This is a genomic window from Streptomyces sp. NPDC093260 (assembly GCF_040683715.1).
Classification (GTDB): Bacteria; Actinomycetota; Actinomycetes; order Streptomycetales; family Streptomycetaceae; genus Streptomyces; species Streptomyces sennicomposti.
In genome coordinates this window covers 164811-187805 of record NZ_JBFBEK010000004.1, presented here as the reverse complement: position 1 = coordinate 187805, position 22995 = coordinate 164811, and the positions used below count along the sequence as shown (strand labels likewise).

At 71.0% G+C, this 22995-nt stretch carries 23 protein-coding genes; 12 read left to right on the top strand and 11 right to left on the bottom strand.

What is annotated here, in order from left to right:
- Positions 1-28 precede the first annotated feature (28 nt).
- From AB0N63_RS06970 to fasR, 3 genes are all read right to left on the bottom strand, one after another.
- The gene (locus AB0N63_RS06970; RefSeq protein WP_365525180.1) at positions 29-1060 is read right to left on the bottom strand and encodes a ketoacyl-ACP synthase III; all 1032 of its coding nucleotides are present in this window, start codon (positions 1058-1060) and stop codon (positions 29-31) included.
- Positions 1061-1082: 22 nt separating this feature from the next.
- A complete protein-coding gene (locus AB0N63_RS06965; protein ID WP_365525177.1) occupies positions 1083-2000 on the bottom strand; it encodes an ACP S-malonyltransferase in 918 nt (305 codons plus the stop codon).
- Between the two features lie 89 nt (positions 2001-2089).
- Positions 2090-3295 (bottom strand): fatty acid biosynthesis transcriptional regulator FasR, encoded by a 1206-nt coding sequence (gene fasR / locus AB0N63_RS06960; RefSeq protein WP_009188406.1) that lies wholly within the window; start codon positions 3293-3295, stop codon positions 2090-2092.
- Positions 3296-3427: 132 nt separating this feature from the next.
- On the opposite strand from fasR, the gene AB0N63_RS06955 reads away from it, so the two are divergent.
- On the top strand, positions 3428-4084 hold the full coding sequence (locus tag AB0N63_RS06955) for a pirin family protein (protein WP_365525664.1): 657 nt from the start codon (positions 3428-3430) through the stop codon (positions 4082-4084).
- 107 nt (positions 4085-4191) lie between these two features.
- Here the strand turns inward: AB0N63_RS06955 and AB0N63_RS06950 are convergent, their stop codons facing one another.
- Positions 4192-4383 carry a hypothetical protein gene (locus AB0N63_RS06950; RefSeq protein WP_365525174.1) on the bottom strand — a complete coding sequence of 64 codons (192 nt, stop codon included), beginning with the start codon at positions 4381-4383 and terminating at the stop codon, positions 4192-4194.
- Between the two features lie 618 nt (positions 4384-5001).
- Here AB0N63_RS06950 and AB0N63_RS06945 point away from each other — a divergent pair.
- Complete coding sequence (locus AB0N63_RS06945; protein WP_365525171.1) at positions 5002-5460, top strand: hypothetical protein; 459 nt, start codon at positions 5002-5004, stop codon at positions 5458-5460.
- 122 nt (positions 5461-5582) lie between these two features.
- Here the strand turns inward: AB0N63_RS06945 and AB0N63_RS06940 are convergent, their stop codons facing one another.
- The gene (locus tag AB0N63_RS06940) at positions 5583-6410 is read right to left on the bottom strand and encodes a serine hydrolase domain-containing protein (RefSeq protein WP_365525169.1); all 828 of its coding nucleotides are present in this window, start codon (positions 6408-6410) and stop codon (positions 5583-5585) included.
- Positions 6411-6428: 18 nt separating this feature from the next.
- A complete protein-coding gene (locus tag AB0N63_RS06935; RefSeq protein ID WP_365525167.1) occupies positions 6429-6899 on the bottom strand; it encodes a GNAT family N-acetyltransferase in 471 nt (156 codons plus the stop codon).
- A 130-nt stretch (positions 6900-7029) separates the two neighbouring features.
- On the opposite strand from AB0N63_RS06935, the gene AB0N63_RS06930 reads away from it, so the two are divergent.
- Positions 7030-7527 (top strand): MerR family transcriptional regulator, encoded by a 498-nt coding sequence (locus AB0N63_RS06930; protein WP_365525164.1) that lies wholly within the window; start codon positions 7030-7032, stop codon positions 7525-7527.
- A gap of 4 nt (positions 7528-7531) precedes the next feature.
- Here the strand turns inward: AB0N63_RS06930 and AB0N63_RS06925 are convergent, their stop codons facing one another.
- From AB0N63_RS06925 to AB0N63_RS06915, 3 genes are all read right to left on the bottom strand, one after another.
- Positions 7532-8389: a DUF4429 domain-containing protein gene (locus tag AB0N63_RS06925; protein ID WP_365525161.1), complete on the bottom strand. Its 858-nt coding sequence runs from the start codon at positions 8387-8389 to the stop codon at positions 7532-7534.
- Positions 8390-8455: 66 nt separating this feature from the next.
- Positions 8456-9673, bottom strand: coding sequence for an alpha/beta hydrolase (locus tag AB0N63_RS06920; RefSeq protein WP_365525159.1), 1218 nt, complete (start codon positions 9671-9673; stop codon positions 8456-8458).
- A 137-nt stretch (positions 9674-9810) separates the two neighbouring features.
- Complete coding sequence (locus AB0N63_RS06915; RefSeq protein WP_365525156.1) at positions 9811-10545, bottom strand: TetR family transcriptional regulator; 735 nt, start codon at positions 10543-10545, stop codon at positions 9811-9813.
- A 131-nt stretch (positions 10546-10676) separates the two neighbouring features.
- On the opposite strand from AB0N63_RS06915, the gene AB0N63_RS06910 reads away from it, so the two are divergent.
- Together AB0N63_RS06910 and AB0N63_RS06905 are read left to right on the top strand one after the other, a co-directional pair.
- Positions 10677-12296, top strand: coding sequence for an MFS transporter (locus AB0N63_RS06910; protein ID WP_365525154.1), 1620 nt, complete (start codon positions 10677-10679; stop codon positions 12294-12296).
- Positions 12297-12562: 266 nt separating this feature from the next.
- Positions 12563-12874, top strand: coding sequence for a small hydrophobic protein (locus AB0N63_RS06905; RefSeq protein WP_365525151.1), 312 nt, complete (start codon positions 12563-12565; stop codon positions 12872-12874).
- A 123-nt stretch (positions 12875-12997) separates the two neighbouring features.
- On the opposite strand, the gene aceE is transcribed toward AB0N63_RS06905, so the two are convergent.
- Positions 12998-15745, bottom strand: a complete 2748-nt coding sequence (gene aceE, locus AB0N63_RS06900; RefSeq protein WP_365525149.1) for a pyruvate dehydrogenase (acetyl-transferring), homodimeric type — start codon at positions 15743-15745, stop codon at positions 12998-13000.
- 386 nt (positions 15746-16131) lie between these two features.
- Here aceE and AB0N63_RS06895 point away from each other — a divergent pair, with 386 nt between their 5' ends.
- From AB0N63_RS06895 to AB0N63_RS06870, 6 genes are all read left to right on the top strand, one after another.
- Positions 16132-16569 (top strand): DUF3052 domain-containing protein, encoded by a 438-nt coding sequence (locus AB0N63_RS06895; RefSeq protein WP_019982191.1) that lies wholly within the window; start codon positions 16132-16134, stop codon positions 16567-16569.
- A gap of 126 nt (positions 16570-16695) precedes the next feature.
- Complete coding sequence (locus tag AB0N63_RS06890; RefSeq protein ID WP_009188388.1) at positions 16696-17154, top strand: peroxiredoxin; 459 nt, start codon at positions 16696-16698, stop codon at positions 17152-17154.
- 128 nt (positions 17155-17282) lie between these two features.
- On the top strand, positions 17283-17858 hold the full coding sequence (locus AB0N63_RS06885) for a TerD family protein (RefSeq protein WP_365525146.1): 576 nt from the start codon (positions 17283-17285) through the stop codon (positions 17856-17858).
- A 141-nt stretch (positions 17859-17999) separates the two neighbouring features.
- Entirely contained in the window at positions 18000-18578 is a 579-nt protein-coding gene (locus AB0N63_RS06880) for a TerD family protein (protein ID WP_009188386.1), read from the top strand.
- 76 nt (positions 18579-18654) lie between these two features.
- Entirely contained in the window at positions 18655-19800 is a 1146-nt protein-coding gene (locus AB0N63_RS06875) for a DUF475 domain-containing protein (RefSeq protein WP_365525142.1), read from the top strand.
- A 133-nt stretch (positions 19801-19933) separates the two neighbouring features.
- Positions 19934-20668 carry a tellurium resistance protein TerA gene (locus AB0N63_RS06870; RefSeq protein WP_009188384.1) on the top strand — a complete coding sequence of 245 codons (735 nt, stop codon included), beginning with the start codon at positions 19934-19936 and terminating at the stop codon, positions 20666-20668.
- Positions 20669-20812: 144 nt separating this feature from the next.
- Here the strand turns inward: AB0N63_RS06870 and AB0N63_RS06865 are convergent, their stop codons facing one another.
- The gene (locus tag AB0N63_RS06865; RefSeq protein WP_365525139.1) at positions 20813-21631 is read right to left on the bottom strand and encodes a TerD family protein; all 819 of its coding nucleotides are present in this window, start codon (positions 21629-21631) and stop codon (positions 20813-20815) included.
- Positions 21632-21802: 171 nt separating this feature from the next.
- On the opposite strand from AB0N63_RS06865, the gene AB0N63_RS06860 reads away from it, so the two are divergent.
- On the top strand, positions 21803-22969 hold the full coding sequence (locus AB0N63_RS06860; RefSeq protein WP_365525137.1) for an HpcH/HpaI aldolase/citrate lyase family protein: 1167 nt from the start codon (positions 21803-21805) through the stop codon (positions 22967-22969).
- Positions 22970-22995: the final 26 nt, after the last annotated feature.

The window sequence follows — 22995 nt, the reverse complement described above, 5'->3', positions numbered from 1 at the left end:
ACCGGACGCATGATCCGGCACGGAGTGCCTAGGGGAGGGTAACGACCGTCGCGGCGTAGACGAGACCCGCCCCGAAGCCGATGACGAGGGCGGTGTCGCCGCTCTTCGCCTCGCCGGTCGCCAGGAGCCGCTCCATCGCGAGCGGGATCGAGGCGGCCGAGGTGTTGCCGGTGGTGCGGATGTCGCGGGCGACCGTGACGTGCTCCGGCAGTTTCAGCGTCTTCACCATCGAGTCGATGATCCGCACGTTGGCCTGGTGCGGGATGAAGACGTCCAGGTCGTCCGGGGTGATCCCGGCCGCGTCCAGCGCCTGCTGGGCGACCTTCGCCATCTCGAACACGGCCCAGCGGAACACCGCCTGGCCCTCCTGCGTGATCGCAGGGAACTTGATGTTGCCCTCGCTGTCGACGGGCAGCCCGGACGGGTCACCGCTCCGGTAGCGGTCCCAGGAGACGGTCTGCTTGATCGTCTGCGCCTTGTCGCCCTCCGAGCCCCACACGGTCGGGCCGATCGCCGGCTCCGTGGAGGGGCCGACGACGACCGCGCCGGCGCCGTCGCCGAACAGGAAGGCGGTCGCCCGGTCCTCCAGGTCGGTGAGGTCGCTCAGCCGTTCCACGCCGATGACCAGGACGTACTCCGCGGAACCCTCGATCACCATGCCCTTGGCCAGGGTCAGGCCGTAGCCGAAGCCGGCGCAGCCGGCCGAGATGTCGAAGGCGGCGGCCTTGTCGGTGCCGAGCCGGTCGGCGATCTCGGTGGCGATGGCCGGGGTCTGGCTGAAGTGCGAGACGGTCGACACGACCACCGCGCCGATCTGCGCGGCCTCGATCCCGGCGTCCGCGATGGCCTTGCCGGACGCCTCGACGGACATGGCCGCGACGGTCTCCTCCGGCGACGCCCAGTGCCGGGTCTCGATGCCGGAGCGCGAACGGATCCACTCGTCGGACGAGTCGATCTTCTCGAGGATCACCTCGTTGGGCACCACCCGCGTGGGCCGGTAGCCGCCGACCCCGAGGATGCGGGCGTACGGGGCGCCCTTGCTGGGCTTGATCTTCGCCATGTTGGGTCGGCTCCTTAGGGCGTCAGGCGTTCGCGTGCTCGGCGACGAGGTCGCGGGCCGCGCCGAGGTCGTCGGGGGTCTTCAGCGCCAGCGTCCGCACGCCGGGCAGGGCCCGCTTGGCCAGGCCGGTGAGCGTGCCGCCGGGGCAGACCTCGATCAGGGCGGTGACGCCGAGTTCCTTGAACGTCTCCATGCACAGGTCCCAGCGGACCGGGTTGGCGACCTGGCCGACCAGCCGCTCGACGACCTCGGCGCCGCTGGTGACGGTCCGGCCGTCCTTGTTGGAGACGTAGGCGACCTTCGGATCGGCCGGCGAGAGCGCCTTGGCGGCCTCGGCCAGCTTCTCGACGGCGGGTGCCATGTGGTGGGTGTGGAAGGCGCCGGCCACCTTCAGCGGCACCACCTTGCGCACGCCCTCGGGCTTGTCCTCGGCGAGCGCCGACAGCTGCTCCATGGTGCCGGCGGCCACGATCTGGCCCGCGCCGTTGACGTTGGCCGGGGTCAGCCCCAGCTTCTCCAGGTGCGCCACGGAGACCTCCGGGTCGCCGCCGAGCAGCGCCGACATGCCCGTCTCGGTGACGGCGGCCGCCTCGGCCATCGCCAGGCCGCGCCTGCGGACCAGGGTGAGTGCGGCGGTGTCGTTCAGCACGCCCGCGAAGGCCGCGGCGGTGATCTCGCCGACGCTGTGGCCCGCGACGGCGTCGGGCGCGATGTCACCGAGTGCCGCGGCCGACAGGATCCCGGCGGCCACCAGCAGCGGCTGGGCCACCGCGGTGTCACGGATCGCGTCCGCGTCGGCCTGCGTCCCGTAGTGGACGAGGTCGAGTCCGATGGCGTCCGACCAGGCGGCCACACGGTCGGCGGCCCCGGGCAGTTCGAGCCAGGGGGTCAGGAAGCCGGGCGTCTGGGCGCCCTGGCCGGGAGCGACGAGTACGAGCACTCTCACACTCTCTCTTGGGGACGGCCACGGCCGCCCGTGAGGACAGGGACGAAGAACACGGAGGGGTTTTGTGGACCCCCGACAAAACGTCAGGCCTGGGGATCTCCATCGGCAAGCCGCCCCAGGATCAGGGCGATCCTCAGCGTGAACGCGGATCGTACATCGGAGGGCGACCATCCGGTGACGTCAGTCACACGTCGGAGCCGGTAGCGCACGGTGTTCGGGTGAACGAAGAGCATGCGGGCCGCCCCTTCCAGGCTGCTCGCCTGCTCCAGATAGACACTCAGCGTCTCCAGGAGCGCGGACCCGGCCTCCTCCAGCGGTCTGTAGATCTCCTCTACCAACTGCTCGCGGGCGCCCGGATCGCCCGCGATGGCGCGCTCCGGCAGCAGATCGTCCGCCAGCACCGGGCGCGGGGCGTCCTGCCAGGCGGAGCACGCCTTCAGACCGGCCGCGGCGGCCTGCGCGGACCGGGTCGCGGCGAGCAGGTCCGGCACGATCGGCCCGGCCACCACCGGCCCCGCCGCGTACGGCCCGATCAGCGACTTCGCCACCGCGAGCGGATTGTCGTTGCCGCCGGCGATCACCACGAGGCGGTTGCCCAGCACCCCGGTGAGCACCTGGAGCTTGGCGTGCCGGGCGGCCCGCCGGATGGCCTCCACGGTCAGTTCCGAGTCCCCGTCGGGCGCGGTCCCGAGCACCACGCAGACGTGCTCGGGAGAGTTCCACCCGAGCGCGGCGGCCCGTGACACGGCGCCCTCGTCCGCCTCGCCCGACAGGACGGCGTTGACGACCAGCGACTCCAGCCGGGCGTCCCAGGCACCGCGTGCCTCGGCGGCCTGGGCGTAGACCTGGGCGGTGGCGAAGGCGATCTCCCGCGCGTACACGAGCAGCGCCTCGCGCAGCACGGACTCGTCGCCGGGGGCCGCCACCTCGTCGATGGCGGACTCCATGACCTCGATGGTGGTGCGCACCATCTCCACGGTCTGGCGCAGGGTGATCGCCCGGGTCAGCTCGCGCGGTGCGGTGCCGAACACGTCGGTGGAGATGGCCTGGGGCGCGTCCGGGCGGCGGAACCACTCGGTGAAGGCCGCGATGCCGGCCTGGGCGACCAGCCCGATCCAGGAACGGTTCTCCGGGGGCATGGCCCGGTACCACGGCAGCGTCTCGTCCATCCGCGCGATGGCCTGCGCGGCCAGCGACCCGGAGGACTTCTCCAGCCGTCTCAGGGTCGCGGTGTGCGGATGGGCGGGGCGCGGTGCGGCTTCGGCGTCGCGGGATTCGGGTTCGGGCACGGGGACAAGACTGCCTTATCCGGACGCACGTACGTGCCGCCGGGTCCGGACCGAACGGTCCGCACCCCGCCGGCCTGCTCCCGGCCGGCCTCCCGGGGCCCCGGGGGCCGGGGCTACGGTGGTCCCGTGACCATGGACGTGCGGCGCGCGGCACAGCGCCACGAGGGCGGTGAGGAGGCGGCCGGGATCAGCACCCGGCACGCCTTCTCCTTCGGCCCGCACTACGACCCGGACAACCTCCGCTTCGGCACGCTGATCGCCTGCAACGAGGAGCGCCTGGCCCCCGGCGCCGGGTTCGCCGAGCATCCGCACAGCCACACCGAGATCGTCACCTGGGTCGTCGAGGGCGAGCTGACCCACCGCGACTCCACGGGCCACGAGAACGTGGTCCGGCCCGGCGACGTGCAGCACCTGAGCGCGGCGGCGGGCGTGCGCCACGTGGAGCGCAACGACGCCGACGTCCCGCTCGTCTTCGTCCAGATGTGGCTGACCCCGCTGGAGTCCGGCGGCGAGCCCCGCTACGCGGCGGTACGCGCCCTGCCCGACACGACCCCGTACACCGTGCCGGAGGCGGCCGCGACCCTCCACGTACGGCGCCCGGCGGCCGGGGAGCGCACGCCGCTGCCGTCCGCCGCGCACCTGTACGTCCATGTCGTACGCGGCGAAGTCCGCCTGTCCGGCGAGGAGTTGTCCCCGGGGGACGCGGCGCGGATCACCGGCGCCGGCCCCCTGGAGGCGGAGGCCGTGACGGACGCGGAGCTGCTGGTGTGGGAGCTGGACGCGGGATGAGCACGGCCGGCCCACGGGGGCCGGCTGGCCGTCGCGGCGGGAACGAACGGGGACGTGCGCGTCCGGGCGGGTGGACCCCGTCCGGCACGCGCGCGTCCGGGTGATGCCTACGGGCTGTCCGGCCCGAGGGCCGTCAGGTCGAAGGCGTCGGTGACGGCGCGGTATCCGTCGGCGGTCAGGTTGACGTGGTCGCCGGCGTCGAAGTCGCCCGGTGCCGGGTCGCCGGCGAGCTTGAGCGGCTGCGGTTCCTCGGTGCTCGCCGGGTCCATGGGGACCGCCACGGCCGCCTCGGCGTCCACGTAACCGACCGTGGGGGTGCTGAAGTCGATCTGGTCGGTGATCCACGTGTTGGCGGTGACGCGGTCGGTGTCCGCGTCGGCGGTGCACGCGGCGTAGCCCTGGCACGGGGTCAGGGTGGTGAGGACGACCTAACAGCAAGTTGTCGCCTACGACCGTCCTACGGCCGGATCGCAGGCCCAGGGCCGACCAGGGGGCCGACCCTCACGTGCGTCACCGGGCTCACCGAGGACGGTGGCCGGCGTCGGTGGCCGGGTACCCGAGAGGCCGCCTGGCGGGCTCGTGCCGTCCCGGGCGCCCATGCTTGCAGTCTGGCGGGGGCTGTGACGATGGGGATACCTGGGCTGATGCCGGGGCAGGGTTGAGCGAGACACACGTGTCGGGTGATCGGTCGGCACGCCCGCCGCCGTGGCTGGCTTTCTGTGGCTGAGGCCAGAACCTCATGGTCACGTGACCGTTGTGGGCTGTCAGACGGTGAAGAGCCGCAGCTTGACGCCGATGGAGTCGGCGAGGTGGTTGAGGTCCTAGGGATCGCTGGTGACCACCACTGGGGTTCGGGTGGTTGTAGGCGGCAAGCGAATCGTGACCGCTTTCCCGATCAAAATGGGGGGTGACGGCCTGTGATACGCGCTGACCACGCTCTGTCGGACAACCCCGTCGTACTGCGTGAACAGGTCAGAGTGAACCTCCGGAAAGCAGGCCTGTTGACGCTGTGCTACTCGTGCTTCGGGGGGGACCTGAGGCTCACGGTGAATGAGGTCGACTTCAGCATGGTCACCGGGGGTGGTGTGCAGATTCTCGACTTCGCCGTGGAGTTCTACACGGCTGGGCGGGCGATAGCTTCGGGGAAGAACGCGAAAATTGAATTCGCGGGGATGGCGGACGAGATCTACCTGGTCCTATCGGGTGCCGCAGTGACTGTGAGTTGCAGTTACGCGGACGGCGATGCGCAGATCCCGAAGGAAGAAGTGGTCGTTGTCAGTCGTGAGTTCCTGCGCGAAGTTCTTGCGGACTTGGAGAGCAGGTACCCGGACCTCAAGAAGAACGAAAACGTCAAGAAAATGCACTACTGGGCGTGAGGACACGATGCGGCCGGCCAGGCGCCGATCCCGTTGCCGAAGGTGAACGCCGGAAACGGGATCATGGCTGCCGTCACCGACCGGTGGAGGCGTCGCGGTGACGCGCCCCGGCCTGTCGCCGGTCAGGCGGTCCCGCGCAGTTCCGCCAGCACCCCGTCCGTGAAAGCCGGCCAGGCTTCGACGGCCCAGGGGCCGAAGGGGCGGTCGGTCAGGGCTGCGCAGGATGCGCCCGCGTCGGGGTCGGTCCACAGGAACGTGCCGGACTGGCCGAAGTGGCCGAAGGTGCGCGGGGAGGACGAAGCGCCCGTCCAGTGCGGGGACTTGCCGTCGCGGATCTCGAAGCCGAGGCCCCAGTCGTTGGGGTTCTGGTGGCCGTAGCCCGGCAGGACCCCCTTGGCGCCCGGGTACTGCACCGTCATCGCCTCGGCGACCGTGCGCACGTCCAGCAGCCGCGGCGCCTGGACTTCGGCGGCGAAGCGGAGCAGGTCGTCCACGGTGGAGACGCCGTCCTTGGCGGGGGAGCCGTCCAGCGTCGTCGCGGTCATGCCCAGCGGCTCCAGCACCGCCTGGCGCAGATACTCCGGGAACGGGATGTCCGTCGCCTTCGCCACATGGTCGCCGAGCTGTTCGAAACCGGCGTTGGAGTACAGCCGCCGCTCGCCGGGCGGGGCCGTCACCCGGTGCTCGTCGAAGGCCAGGCCCGAGGTGTGGGCGAGCAGATGGCGGACGGTCGCGCCGGGCGGACCGGCCGGCTCGTCCAGCTCGATCGCGCCCTCCTCGTACGCCACCAGCACCGCGTAGGCGGCCAGCGGCTTGGTGACCGAGGCCAGCGGGAAGCGGTGGCCGGTCGGGCCGTGGGTGCCGGCGACCGTGCCGTCGGCGCGCACCACGCCCGCCGCGGCGGTGGAAACCGGCCAGTTCTCGATCGACGCGAGGCTCTTCAACGACATGACGACGAGCCTAAGCGCTCACAGCCACAGTTCCAGCAAGGGGTCGGGCTTGGGCCGGAACCCCAGGGAGGCGTACAGCGGCGCGGCCTGGGCGGAGGTGGTGAGCTGCACCCGGTCGGCGCCCTGCTCGCGGAACCACTCCAGCAGACGGTCCATGCACGCGCGCGCGTACCCCCGGCGGCGGGCGCCGGGGTCGGTGGCGACGCTGAAGACGTAGCCGACCGTGCCGAGCGGGTTGCCGTCCCGGCCGATGCGGTACTCCAGGGTGCCCGCCACCAGCGCGGCCAGCGCACCCGGCTGCTCCGGGTGGTCCACGACGAACGCGGCGAAGCCGCCGTCCGGCTCGGCCAGCCGCGCCCGCAGCACGGGCAGCGAGTCGGCGTGCCAGTCGGTGGAGCGGTCCACCCCGGCCATCGAGTCGATCATCACCTGGCGCAGACGCAGCACTTCGGGGGCGTCGGCGGGCTCGGCACGGCGTACGGGATTCATGCCCCGCACGCTATCCAGCACGGCCCGGCCGCGTCCTGCCGTTTTCCCGGCGGACGTTCTCCGGCCCGCGCTCACCTGGAGCGCACCCCGCGCTTGCTTGGAGTGCACTCGAAGGTTCTAGCGTGGGGGCATGACGGTGACGCAGAACACGGCCGTGGCCATCGAGACCGTGGACGACTCCGCCCACCCCGACGCCTGCTCCGCCGACCCCCGGCGGCCCCCGCGCCCCGACGGGCAGGACCGCTACACGATCAGCGAGGTGGTCGCCTTCACCGGGCTGACGGCGCACACGCTGCGCTGGTACGAGCGGATCGGCCTGATGCCGCACGTGGACCGCTCGCACACCGGTCAGCGCCGCTACAGCAACCGCGACCTGGAGTGGCTCGACCTCGTCGGCAAGCTGCGGCTGACCGGCATGCCGGTGGCCGACATGGTGCGGTACGCGGAGCTGGTGCGCGGCGGCGAGGAGACCTACGGCGAGCGCTTCGAGCTGCTGGTGGCGACCCGCCGGGACGTCCTGGAGCGGATGGCCCAGCTCCAGGACACCCTCGCGGTGCTGGACTTCAAGATCGGCTTCTACGCGGACGCCGGGCGCCGCCCCGACGCGGAGCGGGACACGACGCGCTGACCGGTCACAGTTCGGCGAGCAGTTCGGCCTTCTTCACGGAGAACTCGTCGTCCGTCACCAGCCCCGCCCGGTGCAGTTCCCCGAGGTGCCGGATGCGCTCGGCGATGTCGGCCGGGTCGCGGCGGGCGGCGGCGACCGCGGCCACGGGGGCGGGCGCGGCGGCCCGTACCGCGGCCAGCACCGCGGCGGCGAACGGCAGCGACTCGTGGACCGGCCCGTAGCCGAGCCCGAACACCACCGCGGCGGGGTCCTGGTCCGGCGGCGCGGCGGCGCCCGACGCCGTACCGGCCTCCCGCGGCAGCAGCCGCAGATGCCCCTCGAAGACCTCCGGCGAGCGCCACTCCACGCCGCCGAGGTCGCCGACCGGGAAGCTCTGGTCGCCGGCCTTCCACTTCTCTGAGGAAGCGCCCGTCCACGACCAGCGGAACCGCACCGCCGTGCCGTCGAAGGACGCCTTGCCGTCGTAGGCCTTGAACCGGAGCGGCGGCTCGGGAGCGGCCACCAGATGGCGGTCGGCCGGGCCGGTCCCGGTGAGGCGGTCGCGCAGCTCGTCGGCGTAGTACTCGGCGAGGGTCGCCCGCTCGGCGGGCAGCACCAGCCGGTAGGGGTCGCTGCCCTCCTTCAGCTGCCCGTCGGCCGCCTCCATCAGCGGATCGGCGCCGGGGCGCGGCTCGGCGCGCAGGACCACGGTCCCGCGCCGGCCGGGAGTCAGCGTCACGCCGGCCAGCGCGGCCAGCGGAATCCGGCGCTCGCCGAGCGCCTGGAAGAGCTTCGGTGTCCGTATCCCCCGTTCGTATCGGATGAGCACGGAATCGGACTCGAACTCCCAGGCAGCATGAAATCCGGCCAGTACGTCACCCATGCGGCTCATCGTAGGCGGCACGGGCTTCTGCGTCCCTCCTCGCGCGGACCGCACTTCCTGCTGTCTCTACGCGCGTCCGGCCGTCGTCGTGCCTGGCAAACCCGCCCGGCATCCGTCGTCGTCATGGGCGCACCGCACCGAGTCGTACGCGCCGACGCCGATCTCGGCGAAGTTGGTGAGGCTGTCGGTGCCCGGGTCGAAGTAGCCGGCGTGACCCTTGGCGCCGTCGGCGGACAGCACCCGCGCCCCGAAGGCCCGGGAGACCGGGTCGGCGCCGTGGCCGAATCCGCCCAGCTCCAGATAGGGGACGTCGCGGATCCAGTCGGTGGCGTTGCGCATGGCCCACACCCGCGCGGAGGTGCCGAGCCGGGCGACGGTCTGCGCGTGCATGCCGGGGCTGGCCGCGACCGCGATGTCGGAGACCCGGCCGGGCAGCGAGCGCGCCGCGAGGCCGCACACCACCGAGCCGTAGCTGTGGCAGAACAGGGCGACGGGGGTGGCGCCGGGCAGGGCGCGCAGCAGCCCGTTCAGCCGTACGGCGCCGTCCTCGGCGCGCATCGCGGTGGCCGCGTCGACGCCGATGCCGCTGGGTGCGGTGTAGTCGGCCCAGGCGATGACGGCGGTGCGGGTGCCGGGGCTCGCGGTCCGCTCGGCGGTGTAGAGGGACTTCGCCATGCCGTACGCCGCCGTGTAGGGGCGGTAGGTCTTGCGGAAGGTGAACAGGTCGGTGTCGACGCCGGGGACGACGACGGAGATCCGCTTCGCCCGGGTCAGGTCGCCGAAGGCCTCGGCGACGCGGCCGGAGCCCTCGGGGTCGAAGGCGAGGATCTGGCGGTCCTTGCCCATGAGCGCGGCGAAGTGTTCCTCGCGCCGCCCGGCGTCCTGCTGGCCGGCGGGGGTGAGCCGGCTGTCGCGGGTGCGCTTCAGCTCGGCCGCGCGGGCCTGGCCGAGCGCGACGCGGTTGGCCTCGTAGCGCAGCGGGACGGGCGCGCCGTTCATGTTGCCGACGGCCAGCGGATAGCGGTGGGCGAGCAGGTCGCGGTCGTGCGCGCCGAGCGAGGCGAAGAAATGGGCGATCCGGCCGGGGGCCGCGTCGGGGTCGGGCAGCCGGTGGCCGTGCAGGCTGCCGTGCTGCCAGGCGGCCAGGGAGGCCTGGAGGGCGGTGGACCCGCGGTGGCCGCGCGAGGCGGTCCAGCCGGTGGTCGTCAGCATCACGAAGACGACGGCCAGCGCGAGCAGGGCGCGCCAGACGTTGAGCGGCGGGGAGGCGTCGAAGGAAGTCACTGGGAGGACACACTAGGAGAACGGGACGGTCTCGCGTTAACCGAGTGACACGGATCACGTTTCAAGTCGCGTGACCGGAATCTCAGTTCGCACCCCCGTTCAAGATCGCTTGCTCGTACGGCAGTTCGAGGCGTCGCTCAGGCGTCCGTGCCGGGACCCGTCCCCGGCTCCGGGTCCGCGTCCGTGCCCAGGTCCGCTCCGTCGTCCGTACGCCAGCTGCCGGCCAGGGCCGGGCCGATCTGGTCCAGATGGGCGGCGGTGAGCGTGCGTATCGCGGCCAGGCTGAAGTCCTCGCCGGTGCTCCACTGACGGCCCGTCACCCGCATCACGCCGCCGAAGACCGCCACCGCCAGGCGCGGGCGCGGATCGGCGTCCACGTCCAGGCCCTCGCGGGCGGCGAGCAGCCGGGCGATCTCCTCCTCCGTCTCCACCGAACGGCGCAGATACGCGGCCAGCAGCGCGGGGGTGGACTCGATCACCCAGAACATCCGCAGATACAGCTCGACGGGCACGACGCTCTCCACGGCGTCGTTGATCGTGTCCCAGCTGTCCAGCACCGCCCGGCGCAGCGCCTCCATCGGGGTCTCGCGGGACGGGCGGGCGGCGAGCGCCTGGACGAAGTGCGCCTCCACGGTGTCCTGCACCGCGAAGGCGGCCTCCTCCTTGCCTGGGAAGTAGCGGAAGAAGGTGCGCTGCGAGACGCCGACGGCCTCGGCGATGTCGTCGACCGTCGTCTGCTCGTAGCCCTTGGTGGTGAACAGTTCGAGCGCGGCCCGCAGCAGTGCGTCGCGGGTGCGCCGCTTCTTGCGCTCGCGCAGTCCCGGCCGCGGCGCCGGCTGTGGCACCGCCTCGGCGGTCCCCGCCGTCTCCATGTACTTCTCCGTGCTTCCCGCGGCCCTCGGGCCAACTGTTTCCCCAGTTCAGCCTATAGGAGGGTGACGTGTCAGTTACCGACTTGTGAATCGGTTTGTCACTTGTCAGTGGCTGACACTAGCCTCGCTGTATGACTAGTCAGACCACCATCGACGCAACGGGTCAGGGGGGCGGTGCGTCCGGGGACCCGTCGCACCCCGCGGCGGCCGGGGGCCTGCGCGGCCACCCCTGGTTCACCCTGATCACCGTCGCCGTAGGGGTCATGATGGTGGCCCTGGACGGCACCATCGTGGCCATCGCCAACCCGGCCATCGGCAAGGACCTCCACGCCAGCTGGGCGCAGCTCCAGTGGATCACCAACGCCTACTTCCTCGCCCTCGCCGTCTCGCTGATCACCGCGGGCAAGCTCGGCGACCGCTTCGGGCACCGGCAGACCTTCCTGATCGGTGTGACCGGCTTCGCCGCCGCCTCGGGCGCCATCGGCCTGTCGGACACCATCGGCATGGTCGTCACCTTCCGCGTCTTCCAGGGCCTGTTCGGCGCGCTGCTGATGCCGGCCGCGCTGGGTCTGCTGCGGGCCACCTTCCCGGCCGAGAAGCTGAACATGGCCATCGGCATCTGGGGCATGGTCATCGGCGCCTCCACCGCCGGCGGCCCGATCCTCGGCGGCGTCCTCGTCGAGCACGTCAACTGGCAGTCGGTGTTCTTCATCAACGTGCCGGTCGGCGCCCTCGCCCTGATCCTGGGCGTGGTGATGCTGCTCGACCACCGCGCCGAGAACGCCCCGCGCTCCTTCGACATCCCCGGCATCGGGCTGCTGTCCGGCGCGATGTTCTGCCTGGTGTGGGCGCTCATCAAGGCGCCGACCTGGGGCTGGGGCGACGGCAAGACCTGGGCCTTCCTCGGCGCCGCGGTCCTCGCCTTCGCGGTCTTCGCCTTCTGGGAGACGCGGGTCAAGGAGCCGCTGATCCCGCTCGGCCTGTTCCGCTCGGTCCCGCTGTCGGCGGGCGTGGTGCTGATGGTCCTGATGGCCATCGCGTTCATGGGCGGTCTGTTCTTCGTCACCTTCTACCTGCAGAACGTGCACGGCATGAGCCCGATCGACGCGGGTCTGCACCTGCTGCCGCTCACCGGCATGATGATCGTCGCCTCGCCGCTCGCGGGCGCGATGATCACCAAGGTGGGGCCGCGCATCCCGCTGGCCGGCGGCATGGTCGCGACCGCGGTCGCCATGTACGGCATGTCCACGCTCGACACGGGCACGGGCAGCGGCGTCATGTCGGTCTGGTTCGCGCTGCTCGGCCTCGGCCTCGCCCCGGTCATGGTCGGCGCCACCGAGGTCATCGTCGGCAACGCGCCGATGGAGCTGTCCGGCGTGGCCGGCGGTCTCCAGCAGGCCGCCATGCAGATCGGCGGCAGCCTCGGCACGGCCGTGCTGGGCGCCGTGATGGCCTCCAAGGTCGACAACGACCTGGCCGGCAACTGGAAGGACGCCGGACTGCCGCCGCTCACCGCGGCCCAGGCCGACCAGGCCTCCCAGGCGGTGCAGCAGGGCATCGCGCCGGTACCGAAGGGCGTGCCGGAGGCGGTCGCCGCGAAGATCGCCACCGTCGCCCACGACACGTTCATCTCCGGCATGAGCCTCGCCTCGCTCGTCGCCGCCGGCGTCGCGGCCGTGGCCGTCCTGGTCGCCCTGCTCACCAAGCGCGGGGTGAACGCGGAGGCCGGCGCGGGCGTGGGCCACATCTGACGGTCCCGCCACGGCGCGCGCCCGCTCCGTCCGCCCCACTCCGGTTCGCCCGTCAGAGTGATGCCGCCCGGGTCCGCCCGCCCCGGACCCGGGCCGCGGGTGACAGTGGGTCACGTCCTGCGCAGGGCAAGGAGGTGCTCCGCGGCGGCGCGCTGCTGGAGGGGGGCAGCGCGCCGGGCGGCGGAAAAGGGGATTGACCCACGGAGCCGGGGTACCCGCACCTCGAACCCCAAGAACGCCAACTCGACCCGGCGTTCGAGGAGTTGATGATGGCGGGCTTCGGACACGGAACGCGCGCACACCCCCGGTCACGTAGCCGGACGTGGTCACGGACCGGGCCGGACAGCGCGACGCTCGGAATCATCGGAACCATCTGCGCGATCGCCGGATTCTTCGTGCTGGGCATCGTCCTGGGCCCGGTGGCGGTCGTCTGCGGCTGGCTGGCGATGGGCCGCAGCTGGGCGGGGGCCGACCGCTCGGTGCCGGCTCTGGTCGCCCTCGTCCTGGGCGCCATCGACACGCTCCTGGCCGTCGTCGCACTGGCCGGAGCGGCGACCTGGGGCAACGGCATGCTGTGACCCGGGCGTCCGAAGAACGGGACCGGGCCCCCGCCTCTCCACGAGGCGGGGGCCCGATGCCGTGTCCGGGGGTCCCGGGCGGGGGCCGGGGTCCCGGGGCGGGCGCCCCGGGACCCGTGAGGGCTACGCGTCTCCGCCCGCCGGGCCGGGGTCGGCCGCCGACACGTCCAGCAGCCGGTAGCGGTCGATCGCCTGCTTGAGCACCGAGCGGTCCACCTTGCCCTCGCGCGCCAGCTCGGTCAGCACGCCCACCACGATCGACGGGGCGTCGATGTGGAAGAACCGCCGGGCCGCCCCGCGGGTGTCGGCGAAGCCGAAGCCGTCCGCGCCCAGCGACTGGTAGGCGCCCGGCACCCAGCGCGCGATCTGGTCCGGCACCGAGCGCATCCAGTCGGAGACGGCCACGAACGGCCCCTCGGCCCCGCTCAGCTTCCGCGTCACCCACGGCACCCGCTGCTCCTCCTCCGGGTGCAGCAGGTTGTGCTCCTCGCACGCCACGGCCTCGCGCCGCAGCTCGTTCCAGGACGTCGCCGACCACACGTCGGCCTTGACGTCCCAGTCCTCGGCGAGCAACCGCTGGGCCTGAAGGGCCCACGGCACCGCCACGCCCGACGCCATGATCTGCGCCGGGATCTGCCCCGCCGTGCCGGCGGAGATCCGGTGGAGACCCTTGAGGATGCCCTCGACGTCCACGTCCGCCGGCTCGGCCGGCTGCTGGATCGGCTCGTTGTAGACGGTGAGGTAGTAGAAGACGTCCTCGCCGTGCGGGTGCTGCTCGTCGGCGCCGTACATCCGGCGCAGGCCGTCCTGCACGATGTGCGCGATCTCGTAGCCGTACGCCGGGTCGTAGGCCACGCACCCCGGGTTGGTGGAGGCCAGCAGCTGCGAGTGGCCGTCGGCGTGCTGGAGCCCCTCACCGGTCAGGGTCGTACGGCCGGCGGTCGCGCCCAGGACGAAACCGCGCGCCAGCTGGTCGGCCATCTGCCAGAACTGGTCTCCGGTGCGCTGGAAGCCGAACATCGAGTAGAAGACGTACACCGGGATCAGCGGCTCGCCGTGGGTGGCGTAGGCCGAGCCCGCCGCGATCGCGGAGGCCGTGCAGCCCGCCTCCGAGATGCCGTCGTGCAGCATCTGCCCGGTCGGCGACTCCTTGTACGCCAGCAGCAGATCGCGGTCCACGGACTCGTACTGCTGACCGAGCGGGTTGTAGATCTTCGCACTCGGGAAGAACGAGTCCATGCCGAAGGTGCGGTACTCGTCCGGCGCGATCAGTACGAACCGCCGCCCCAGCTCCTTGTCCCGCATGAGGTCCTTCAGCAGCCGCACGAACGCCATGGTGGTGGCGATGGCCTGCTGGCCGGAGCCCTTCTTCACGGACGCGTACGCCTTGTCGTCCGGCAGCGCCAGCGGCTGGGCGCGCACGACGCGGGTCGGGACGTACCCGCCGAGCTGTTTGCGCATGTCGTGCATGTACTGGATCTCGTCGGTGTCGCGGCCCGGGTGGTAGTACGGCGGCGCGCCGGACTCCAGCTCCCGGTCGGAGATCGGCAGGTGCAGCCGGTCCCGGAAGCGCTTGAGGTCGTCGACCGTCAGCTTCTTCATCTGGTGCGTGGCGTTGCGGCCCTCGAAGTTGGGGCCCAGCGTCCAGCCCTTGATCGTCTTGGCCAGGATGACGGTGGGCTGGCCCTTGTGCTCCTTGGCCGCCTTGAACGCCGCGTAGATCTTGCGGTGGTCGTGACCGCCGCGGCCCAGGTGCAGGATCTGGTCGTCGGTCATGTGCTCGACCATGGCGCGCAGCCGCTGGTCGTCGCCGAAGAAGTGGTCGCGGATGTAGGCGCCCGACTCCGTGGCGTACGTCTGGAACTGGCCGTCCGGGGTCGTGTTCATCCTGTTGACGAGGATGCCGTCGCGGTCCTGCGCCAGCAGCGGGTCCCAGGAGCGGTCCCAGATCAGCTTGATCACGTTCCAGCCGGCGCCCCGGAAGACCGACTCCAGCTCCTGGATGATCTTGCCGTTGCCGCGCACCGGGCCGTCCAGGCGCTGGAGGTTGCAGTTGACCACGAAGGTCAGGTTGTCCAGGCCCTCGCGGGAGGCGATGGACAGCTGGCCAAGCGACTCCGGCTCGTCCATCTCTCCGTCGCCGAGGAAGGCCCACACGTGCGAGTCGGAGGTGTCGGCGATCCCGCGCGCCTGCATGTAGCGGTTCATCCGGGCCTGGTAGATCGCCCCGATCGGGCCGAGGCCCATGGAGACGGTGGGGAACTCCCAGAAGTCCGGCATGGAGCGCGGGTGCGGGTAGCTGGACAGGCCGTAGGGCGCTTTCGACTTCTCCTGGCGGAAGCCGTCCAGGTGCCGTTCGGTGAGCCGGTCCAGCAGGTACGCGCGCGCGTAGATGCCCGGCGAGGCGTGCCCCTGGAAGAAGACCTGGTCGCCGCCGCGGCCGTCGTCCTTGCCGCGGAAGAAGTGGTTGAAGCCGACGTCGTAGAGCGAGGCGGAGGAGGCGAAGGTGGCGATGTGGCCGCCGACGCCGATGCCGGGGCGCTGGGCGCGGGAGACCATCACCGCGGCGTTCCAGCGGGTGGCGTTGAGGATCTTGCGCTCGATCTCCTCGTTGCCCGGGAAGAACGGCTCGCTCTTGGTGGGGATGGTGTTGACGTAGTCCGTGGAGCGCATCTCCGGGACGGCCACGCGCTTCTCCCGGGCGCGCTCGATCAGCCGGAGCATGAGGTAGCGGGCCCGTTCCCGGCCGCGCTCGTCGACGGCGGCGTCGAGCGAGTCGAGCCACTCCTGGGTCTCCTCGGGATCGAAGTCAGGAACCTGACTCGGAAGGCCGCCAATGATGATCGGGTTTCGATCGGATCCGGAAGCCACGCTGTTCCTTACCTGTCAGAGGGCGACATTTCTCGGTTTGTGCTCGGGTTGTCGGGTTGTCATCCTGTGCCTGGACCATTCCCCATCGTGTACCTCGCGCAGGGCAAAGTCATCTCTACCGGGGGACAGAGCGACGCACTCGGGACCATCGGCTCTCCCCGGCGGGGTTGCCGACCGGGCGAATCGGACACAATGGTGTGGTGTGCGTCACCGAGGGCCGGGATACGGTGTCAGGAGTTGCGGCGACACAGTCGGGAACGTCACCGTTTCGGCGGTCCGAACCGCCGGGTACTTGCGCGATCCGGTCCGCCCGTGTGGACTACGGCCAACGCTTCGCGCACGCGCGAGGCCGAAGACCCAATCGCAACACCATCAGGAGGCAACCCGTGAGCGCGACCGCGGACCACGCGGAGGAGCGGACCAACCCGGCCGGCAGGCTGGGTTTCCAGCCCGGACAGGTGGTCCAGGAGATCGGCTACGACGACGACGTCGACCAGGAGCTCCGCGAGTCCATCGAGGAAGTCATCGGCAGTGAGCTCGTCGACGAGGACTACGACGACGTTGCCGACGCCGTGGTGCTGTGGTTCCGCGACGAGGACGGCGACCTGACGGACGCGCTGGTCGACACGCTGAGCTTCCTCGACGAGGGCGGAGTGATCCTGCTCCTGACGCCGAAGACCGGCCGGGACGGATACGTCGAGCCCAGCGACATCGGAGACGCGGCGACGACCGCCGGTCTGTCGCAGACCAAGAGCGTCAGTGTGGGCAAGGACTGGAACGGCACCAGGCTGCTCACGCCGAAGGCGGCCAAGTCCAAGAAGTAGTCACCGGGCGTCAGTGGCGTCCGAGCCCGGCGGGCGGGCCGATTCGTCGGCCCGCCCGCCGACCCCGTGGTGATCGCTGCGTAGGGTGGTCCCACCCGAACAGCCCCACCGGAGGGAAGCAGGACGATGGCGATCCAGGTCGGCGACAAGGCGCCCGATTTCGAGCTGAAGGACAACCACGGCCGCACCGTGCGGCTGTCCGACTTCCGCGGCGAGAAGAACGTCGTGCTGCTCTTCTACCCGTTCGCCTTCACCGGCGTGTGCACCGGCGAGCTGTGCGCCCTGCGCGACAACCTGCCGAAGTTCGTCAACGACGACACCCAGCTGCTCGCCGTCTCCAACGACTCCATCCACACCCTGCGCGTCTTCGCCGAGCAGGAGGGCCTGGAGTACCCGCTGCTCAGCGACTTCTGGCCGCACGGCGCCACCTCGCGCGACTACGGCGTCTTCGACGAGGACAAGGGCTGCGCGGTGCGCGGCACCTTCATCGTCGACAAGGACGGCGTGGTGCGCTGGACGGTCGTCAACGGCCTGCCCGACGCGCGTGACCTGAACGAGTACGTGAAGGCCCTCGACACCCTCTGACCGGCGCCCGCCGACGCGTTCGGCCGCACCGCCTGCCGGGGGCGGGAACCCGTCACTAGGATCGAGACGTTGATCCCATATCCGATGCACGACGGGGCTCCCCGCCCCCGGACACCAATGGAGGACTCGTGGGAGTCAGCCTCAGCAAGGGCGGCAACGTATCGCTGACGAAGGAGGCGCCGGGCCTGACCGCGGTCCTCGTCGGCCTGGGCTGGGACGCCCGCACGACCACCGGCACCGACTTCGACCTGGACGCCAGCGCGCTCCTGCTGAACGCGGCGGGCAAGGTCGGCAGCGACCAGAACTTCGTCTTCTTCAACAACCTCAAGAGTCCGGACGGCTCGGTCGAGCACACCGGCGACAACCTCACCGGTGAGGGCGAGGGCGACGACGAGGTCATCAAGGTCGACCTCGCCGCCGTCCCGGCCGACGTGGAGAAGATCGTCTTCCCGGTCTCGATCTACGACGCCGAGAACCGCCAGCAGTCCTTCGGCCAGGTGCGCAACGCCTACATCCGCGTCGTCAACCAGGCCGGCGGCGCGGAGATCGCCCGCTACGACCTGTCCGAGGACGCCTCCACCGAGACGGCGATGGTCTTCGGCGAGCTGTACCGGCACGGCGCGGAGTGGAAGTTCCGCGCCATCGGCCAGGGCTACGCCTCGGGCCTGCGCGGCATCGCGCAGGACTTCGGTGTGAACGTCTGAGCCACAGCCCCACCCCGCTCGGGAACGCCCGCGGGAACTCCTGAGCGGCTGAACGCCTGACCGTCCGGCGCCGCGCGTTTCCGCGCGGCGCCGGACGCGCAGGACAACCAGAGAAGCACCGTTCCGGGGAGGACCAGCATCATGGGCGTCACACTCGCCAAGGGGGGCAACGTCTCCCTGTCCAAGGCCGCACCCAATCTGACCAACGTGATGATCGGTCTGGGCTGGGACGCGCGCTCCACCACCGGAGCACCCTTCGACCTCGACGCCAGCGCGCTGCTGTGCTCCGCCGGCAACCGGGTCATGGGCGACGAGTGGTTCGTCTTCTACAACCAGCTCAAGAGTCCGGACGGCTCGGTCGAGCACACCGGCGACAACCTCACCGGTGAGGGCGAGGGCGACGACGAGTCGATCCTGGTCGACCTCGGCAAGGTGCCGCCGCAGTGCGAGAAGATCGTCTTCCCGGTCTCGATCCACATGGCCGACGAGCGCGGCCAGACCTTCGGCCAGGTCTCCAACGCCTTCATCCGTGTCGTCAACCAGGCCGACGGCCAGGAACTCGCCCGCTACGACCTCAGCGAGGACGCCTCCACCGAAACGGCCATGATCTTCGGCGAGCTCTACCGCTACCAGGGCGAATGGAAGTTCCGTGCCGTGGGACAGGGGTACGCGTCCGGACTCCGGGGCATCGCTCTAGACTTCGGAGTCAACGTTTCGTAAAAAGCCGGGTACGGCGACGGGGGAGACCCGTACGCAGGCGACGGGGGAACCCGTACACATACGGATTGGGTAGCCAGTGCTTCTGAAAACCTTCGGCTGGTCGTTCGCGATCACCGTGATCGGCTTGATCGCCGCGGTGTTCTACGGGGGATGGACCGCCTTCGGCGTGGTGGCGATCCTCGCCGTCCTGGAGATCTCGCTGTCGTTCGACAACGCGGTGGTCAACGCCGGGATCCTGAAGAAGATGAACGCCTTCTGGCAGAAGATCTTCCTCACGGTCGGCGTGCTCATCGCGGTCTTCGGCATGCGGCTGGTCTTCCCCGTCGTCATCGTCGCCATCACGGCGAAGATGGGTCCCATCGAGGCCGTCCACCTGGCCTTCAGCGACAAGGACCGCTACCAGCAGCTGGTGACCGACGCCCATCCGGCGATCGCCGCCTTCGGCGGCATGTTCCTGCTGATGATCTTCCTCGACTTCATCTTCGAGGACCGGGACATCCAGTGGCTGCGCTGGATCGAGCGGCCGCTGGCCAAGCTCGGCAAGGTCGACATGCTGTCGGTCTGCATCGCGCTGATCGTCCTGCTGATCACCTCCTTCACCTTCGCCACCCACGCCCACCAGCACGGCGGCGGCCACGTCGACAAGGCGCAGACGGTCCTGATCGCCGGCATCGCCGGTCTGATCACGTACATGGTCGTCGGCGGACTGTCCGGGTTCTTCGAGGACCGCCTCGAAGAGGAGGAGGAGCGCGAGCACGAGGAGGAGGAAGCCGCCGCCCGCGGCGGCAAGCAGAAGCCGGCGGTCGTCCTGGCCGGGCAGGCCGCGTTCTTCATGTTCCTCTACCTGGAGGTCCTGGACGCGTCGTTCTCCTTCGACGGCGTGATCGGCGCCTTCGCCATCACCAACGACATCGTGATGATGGCCCTCGGCCTCGGCATCGGCGCCATGTACGTGCGGTCGCTGACCGTCTACCTGGTCCGCCAGGGCACCCTCGACGACTACGTCTACCTGGAGCACGGCGCCCACTACGCGATCGGCGCGCTGGCCGTGATCCTCATGGTCACCATCCAGTACCAGATCAACGAGGTGATCACCGGCCTGGTCGGCGTGGTCCTCATCGCCTGGTCCTTCTGGTCCTCCGTGCGCCGCAACCGGGCGCTGGCGGCCGAGGAGGGCGCCGCGGGCGCGGGCGAGCACACCGAGGCCCATACGCGGGTGTGACAGCCCACCCCGCGGGGGAACGCTTCGAGCGGGGCGGCCGACGAGGACGACGGCGAGCGGTGCGGACCGCGTCCTCGGGCCGCCCCGCAGGCATGTGCGCGGGCGGCGAGCGTGATCAAGGTGGGGGAGGACGATGGGTTTCCTGGACGGTCTGCTGGGCGGACGCGCGGCCGAGTTCGACTCGGGCAACGCCGCGTCCAACGCGATCGAACTGACCAAACGGCACCACCAGGTGTCGCTGACCAAGCAGGGCGCGGCCACCGGCAACCTGCGCATCAACCTGACCTGGCGGATGCGCACCTCCGACTTCGGCGGCTCCACCCGCGAGAGCCTGCTGCGCCATCCGCTGCGGGCGCTCAAGCCGCCCGAGGTCATGGGGCACAGCCAGTCCATGGTCAACGTCGACCTCGACCTCGGCTGCATGTACGAGCTGGCCGACGGCACCAAGGGCGTGGTGCAGCCGCTGGGCGGCTTCCTCGGCGACGTGAACGCACCGCCGTACATCAAGCTGAGCGGCGACGACCGGTTCGGCTCGGGCTCGGGCGAGACGATCTACGTCAACCTCGACCACCGGGACGACTTCAAACGGCTGCTGGTCTTCGTCTACATCTACGACCAGACGCCGGCCTTCGACCGCACCCACGCGGTCGTCACGCTCTATCCGAGCAACGGCCCCCGCATCGAGATCGGCCTCGACGAACGCCAGCCGCAGGCCCGCTCCTGCGCGGTCGTCCTGATCGAGAACGTCAAGGGCGAGCTGGTGGTCCGCCGCGAGGTCAAGTTCGTCTACGGCTTCCAGTCGGAACTGGACCGCCTCTACGGCTGGGGCCTCCAATGGGGCAGAGGCTACAAACACGCGGACCGCTGAGCGCCCCGCCCCCCGGCAGTTGCGGACATGCGTGCCTCCTGCGGTGCCTTGGGGGCCGGGGAGGTGCCCCCGGGGCGGCACACGGGGCGGGCGCAGCGGCACCCCGCCCGGCGCGGCCACCCCGGCCGCACCGCAGGGCGCCGCTCACCGCCCGATGAACTGAGGCCCCTGCGGCGGCAGCCGGAAGTCAGGGTCGGGCGCCACCACAGGAGAGGCCGCGGCCGCCGCAGGCGGATAGCCGTACCCCGACTGCGGATAACCGTACGCGGGCCCGGCCCCCGCGGTGGCCGGCACCGCGGCCGTGGCCGCGGCCCCCGCCGTAGCCCCCACGGCCTGCGGATACCCGTACGGGGGCGCCTCCGGAGGCAGCGGCTGGGCGACGGCGGAAGCAGCCGCCCCCTCGCCCTCCCCGGCCTCCTCCGACTCGTCCACGGATATCCCGAAGTCCGTGGCCAGCCCCTTCAGCCCGTTGGAATACCCCTCGCCCAGCGCCCGGAACTTCCACCCCTCACCGCGCCGGTACAGCTCCCCGCAGATCAGCGCGGTCTCCCGCCCCGTCTCGGGCTTGATGTCGAAGACCGCCAGCGGCTCCCCGTCCGGTGCGCCGGCGTCGTACACCCGGACGCTCAGCCCCCGCACCTGGTCGAACGTGACCCCGTCCGCCGAGGCGACCAGCAGGATCCGCCCCACCGCGGCCTCGACCCCGGAGAGATCGGCCTGGACCGTGTCCGTCAGCCCGTCCGCACCCCGCCGCTTCCCCAGCCGCCACACCTTCCCGGAGGGATGCCGGGGCTGGTTGTAGAAGACGAAGTCCTCGTCGGAGCGCACACGACCGGCCGGCCCGAGGAGCAGTGCCGAGGCGTCGACGTCCGGCACCCCCTGCCCCGGAGTCCACCGCACCACCGCCCGTACCGTGGTGGCCTCCAGCGGGATGTTCGACCCTTTCGTCATCGCGTGCGTCATACGGTCATCCTGCCTGCTCGGTCGCGCTCACGACAATGCGGGTAGCGCAGCGGACATCTCGGTGTGCGCCCCCGTTACCAGAAATTCACGCCCGATGGGAACTGAACCGGGGATTTGTACGTACTATTACCGGCCACCTTTTTTCACTTTCGGTCATTACGGGGGAGCTATATGCGGCATTTCGGGCACCTCGCTCCTGAGGTGCGGCAGCGCCTCTTCCACCAGGAGCCCTGCGTGTTCACGGCCGACTCCGAGGCCCGGCTGCTCGCCGCGGCCCTGGGCGCCACGCTCTACAGCCCGGCCACCCGGCCGCGCCTCGCCGACGACATCCTCAAGCAGGCCGCCCATGGCGTGATCTCGATGGTGCTGTGCCTGGAGGACTCCATCGACGACGCCGACGTGGAGCACGGCGAGGAGAACCTCGTCCGCCACTTCGCCGATCTGGCCGCCCGCCCCGGCGCCGACCTGCCGCTGCTGTTCATCCGCGTCCGCGCCCCCGGTCAGATCCCCGATCTGGTGCGCCGCCTGGGACCCTCCGTGCGGCTGCTGTCCGGCTTCGTGCTGCCCAAGTTCACCGGCGAACGCGGCCTGCCGTTCCTGGAGGCCCTGGAGAGCGCCGAGAACGCCAGCGGCCGGCGCCTGTTCGCCATGCCGGTGCTGGAGTCGCCCGAGCTGCTGTACCGGGAGTCGCGGGTGGAGACGCTGGAGGGCATCTTCCGCGCGGTCGACAAGTACCGCGACCGGGTCCTCGCGCTGCGCCTCGGCGTCACCGACTTCTGCTCCTCCTACGGACTGCGCCGGGCCCCCGACATGACGGCCTACGACGTCCAGGTCGTCGCCTCCGTGATAGCCGACGTGGTGAACATGCTGGGCCGCGCCGACGGCACCGGGTTCACGGTCACCGGGCCGGTATGGGAGTACTTCCGGGCACCGGAGCGCATGTTCAAGCCGCAGTTGCGGCAGAGTCCCTTTCTTGAGGTGCAGGCGGTCGAGCTGCGCGAGAGACTCATCGAACACGCGATGGACGGGCTGCTGCGGGAGATCTCCCTGGACCAGGCGAACGGGCTGCTGGGCAAGACCTGCATCCACCCCTCCCACGTCCTCCCCGTGCACGCGCTGTCCGTGGTCAGCCACGAGGAGTACAGCGACGCGGCGGACATCCTGCGGCCCGAGCGCGGCGGCGGGGGCGTCATGAGGTCGGCGTACACGAACAAGATGAACGAGGTGAAGCCGCACCGCGCCTGGGCGGAGCGGACCCTGCTGCGCGCCGAGGTGTTCGGCGTCGCGAGGGAGGACGTCGGCTTCGTGGAGCTGCTCGCCGCCGGCATACCCGGCTGATCCCGCACGGTGCCCGGCTCCGCCGC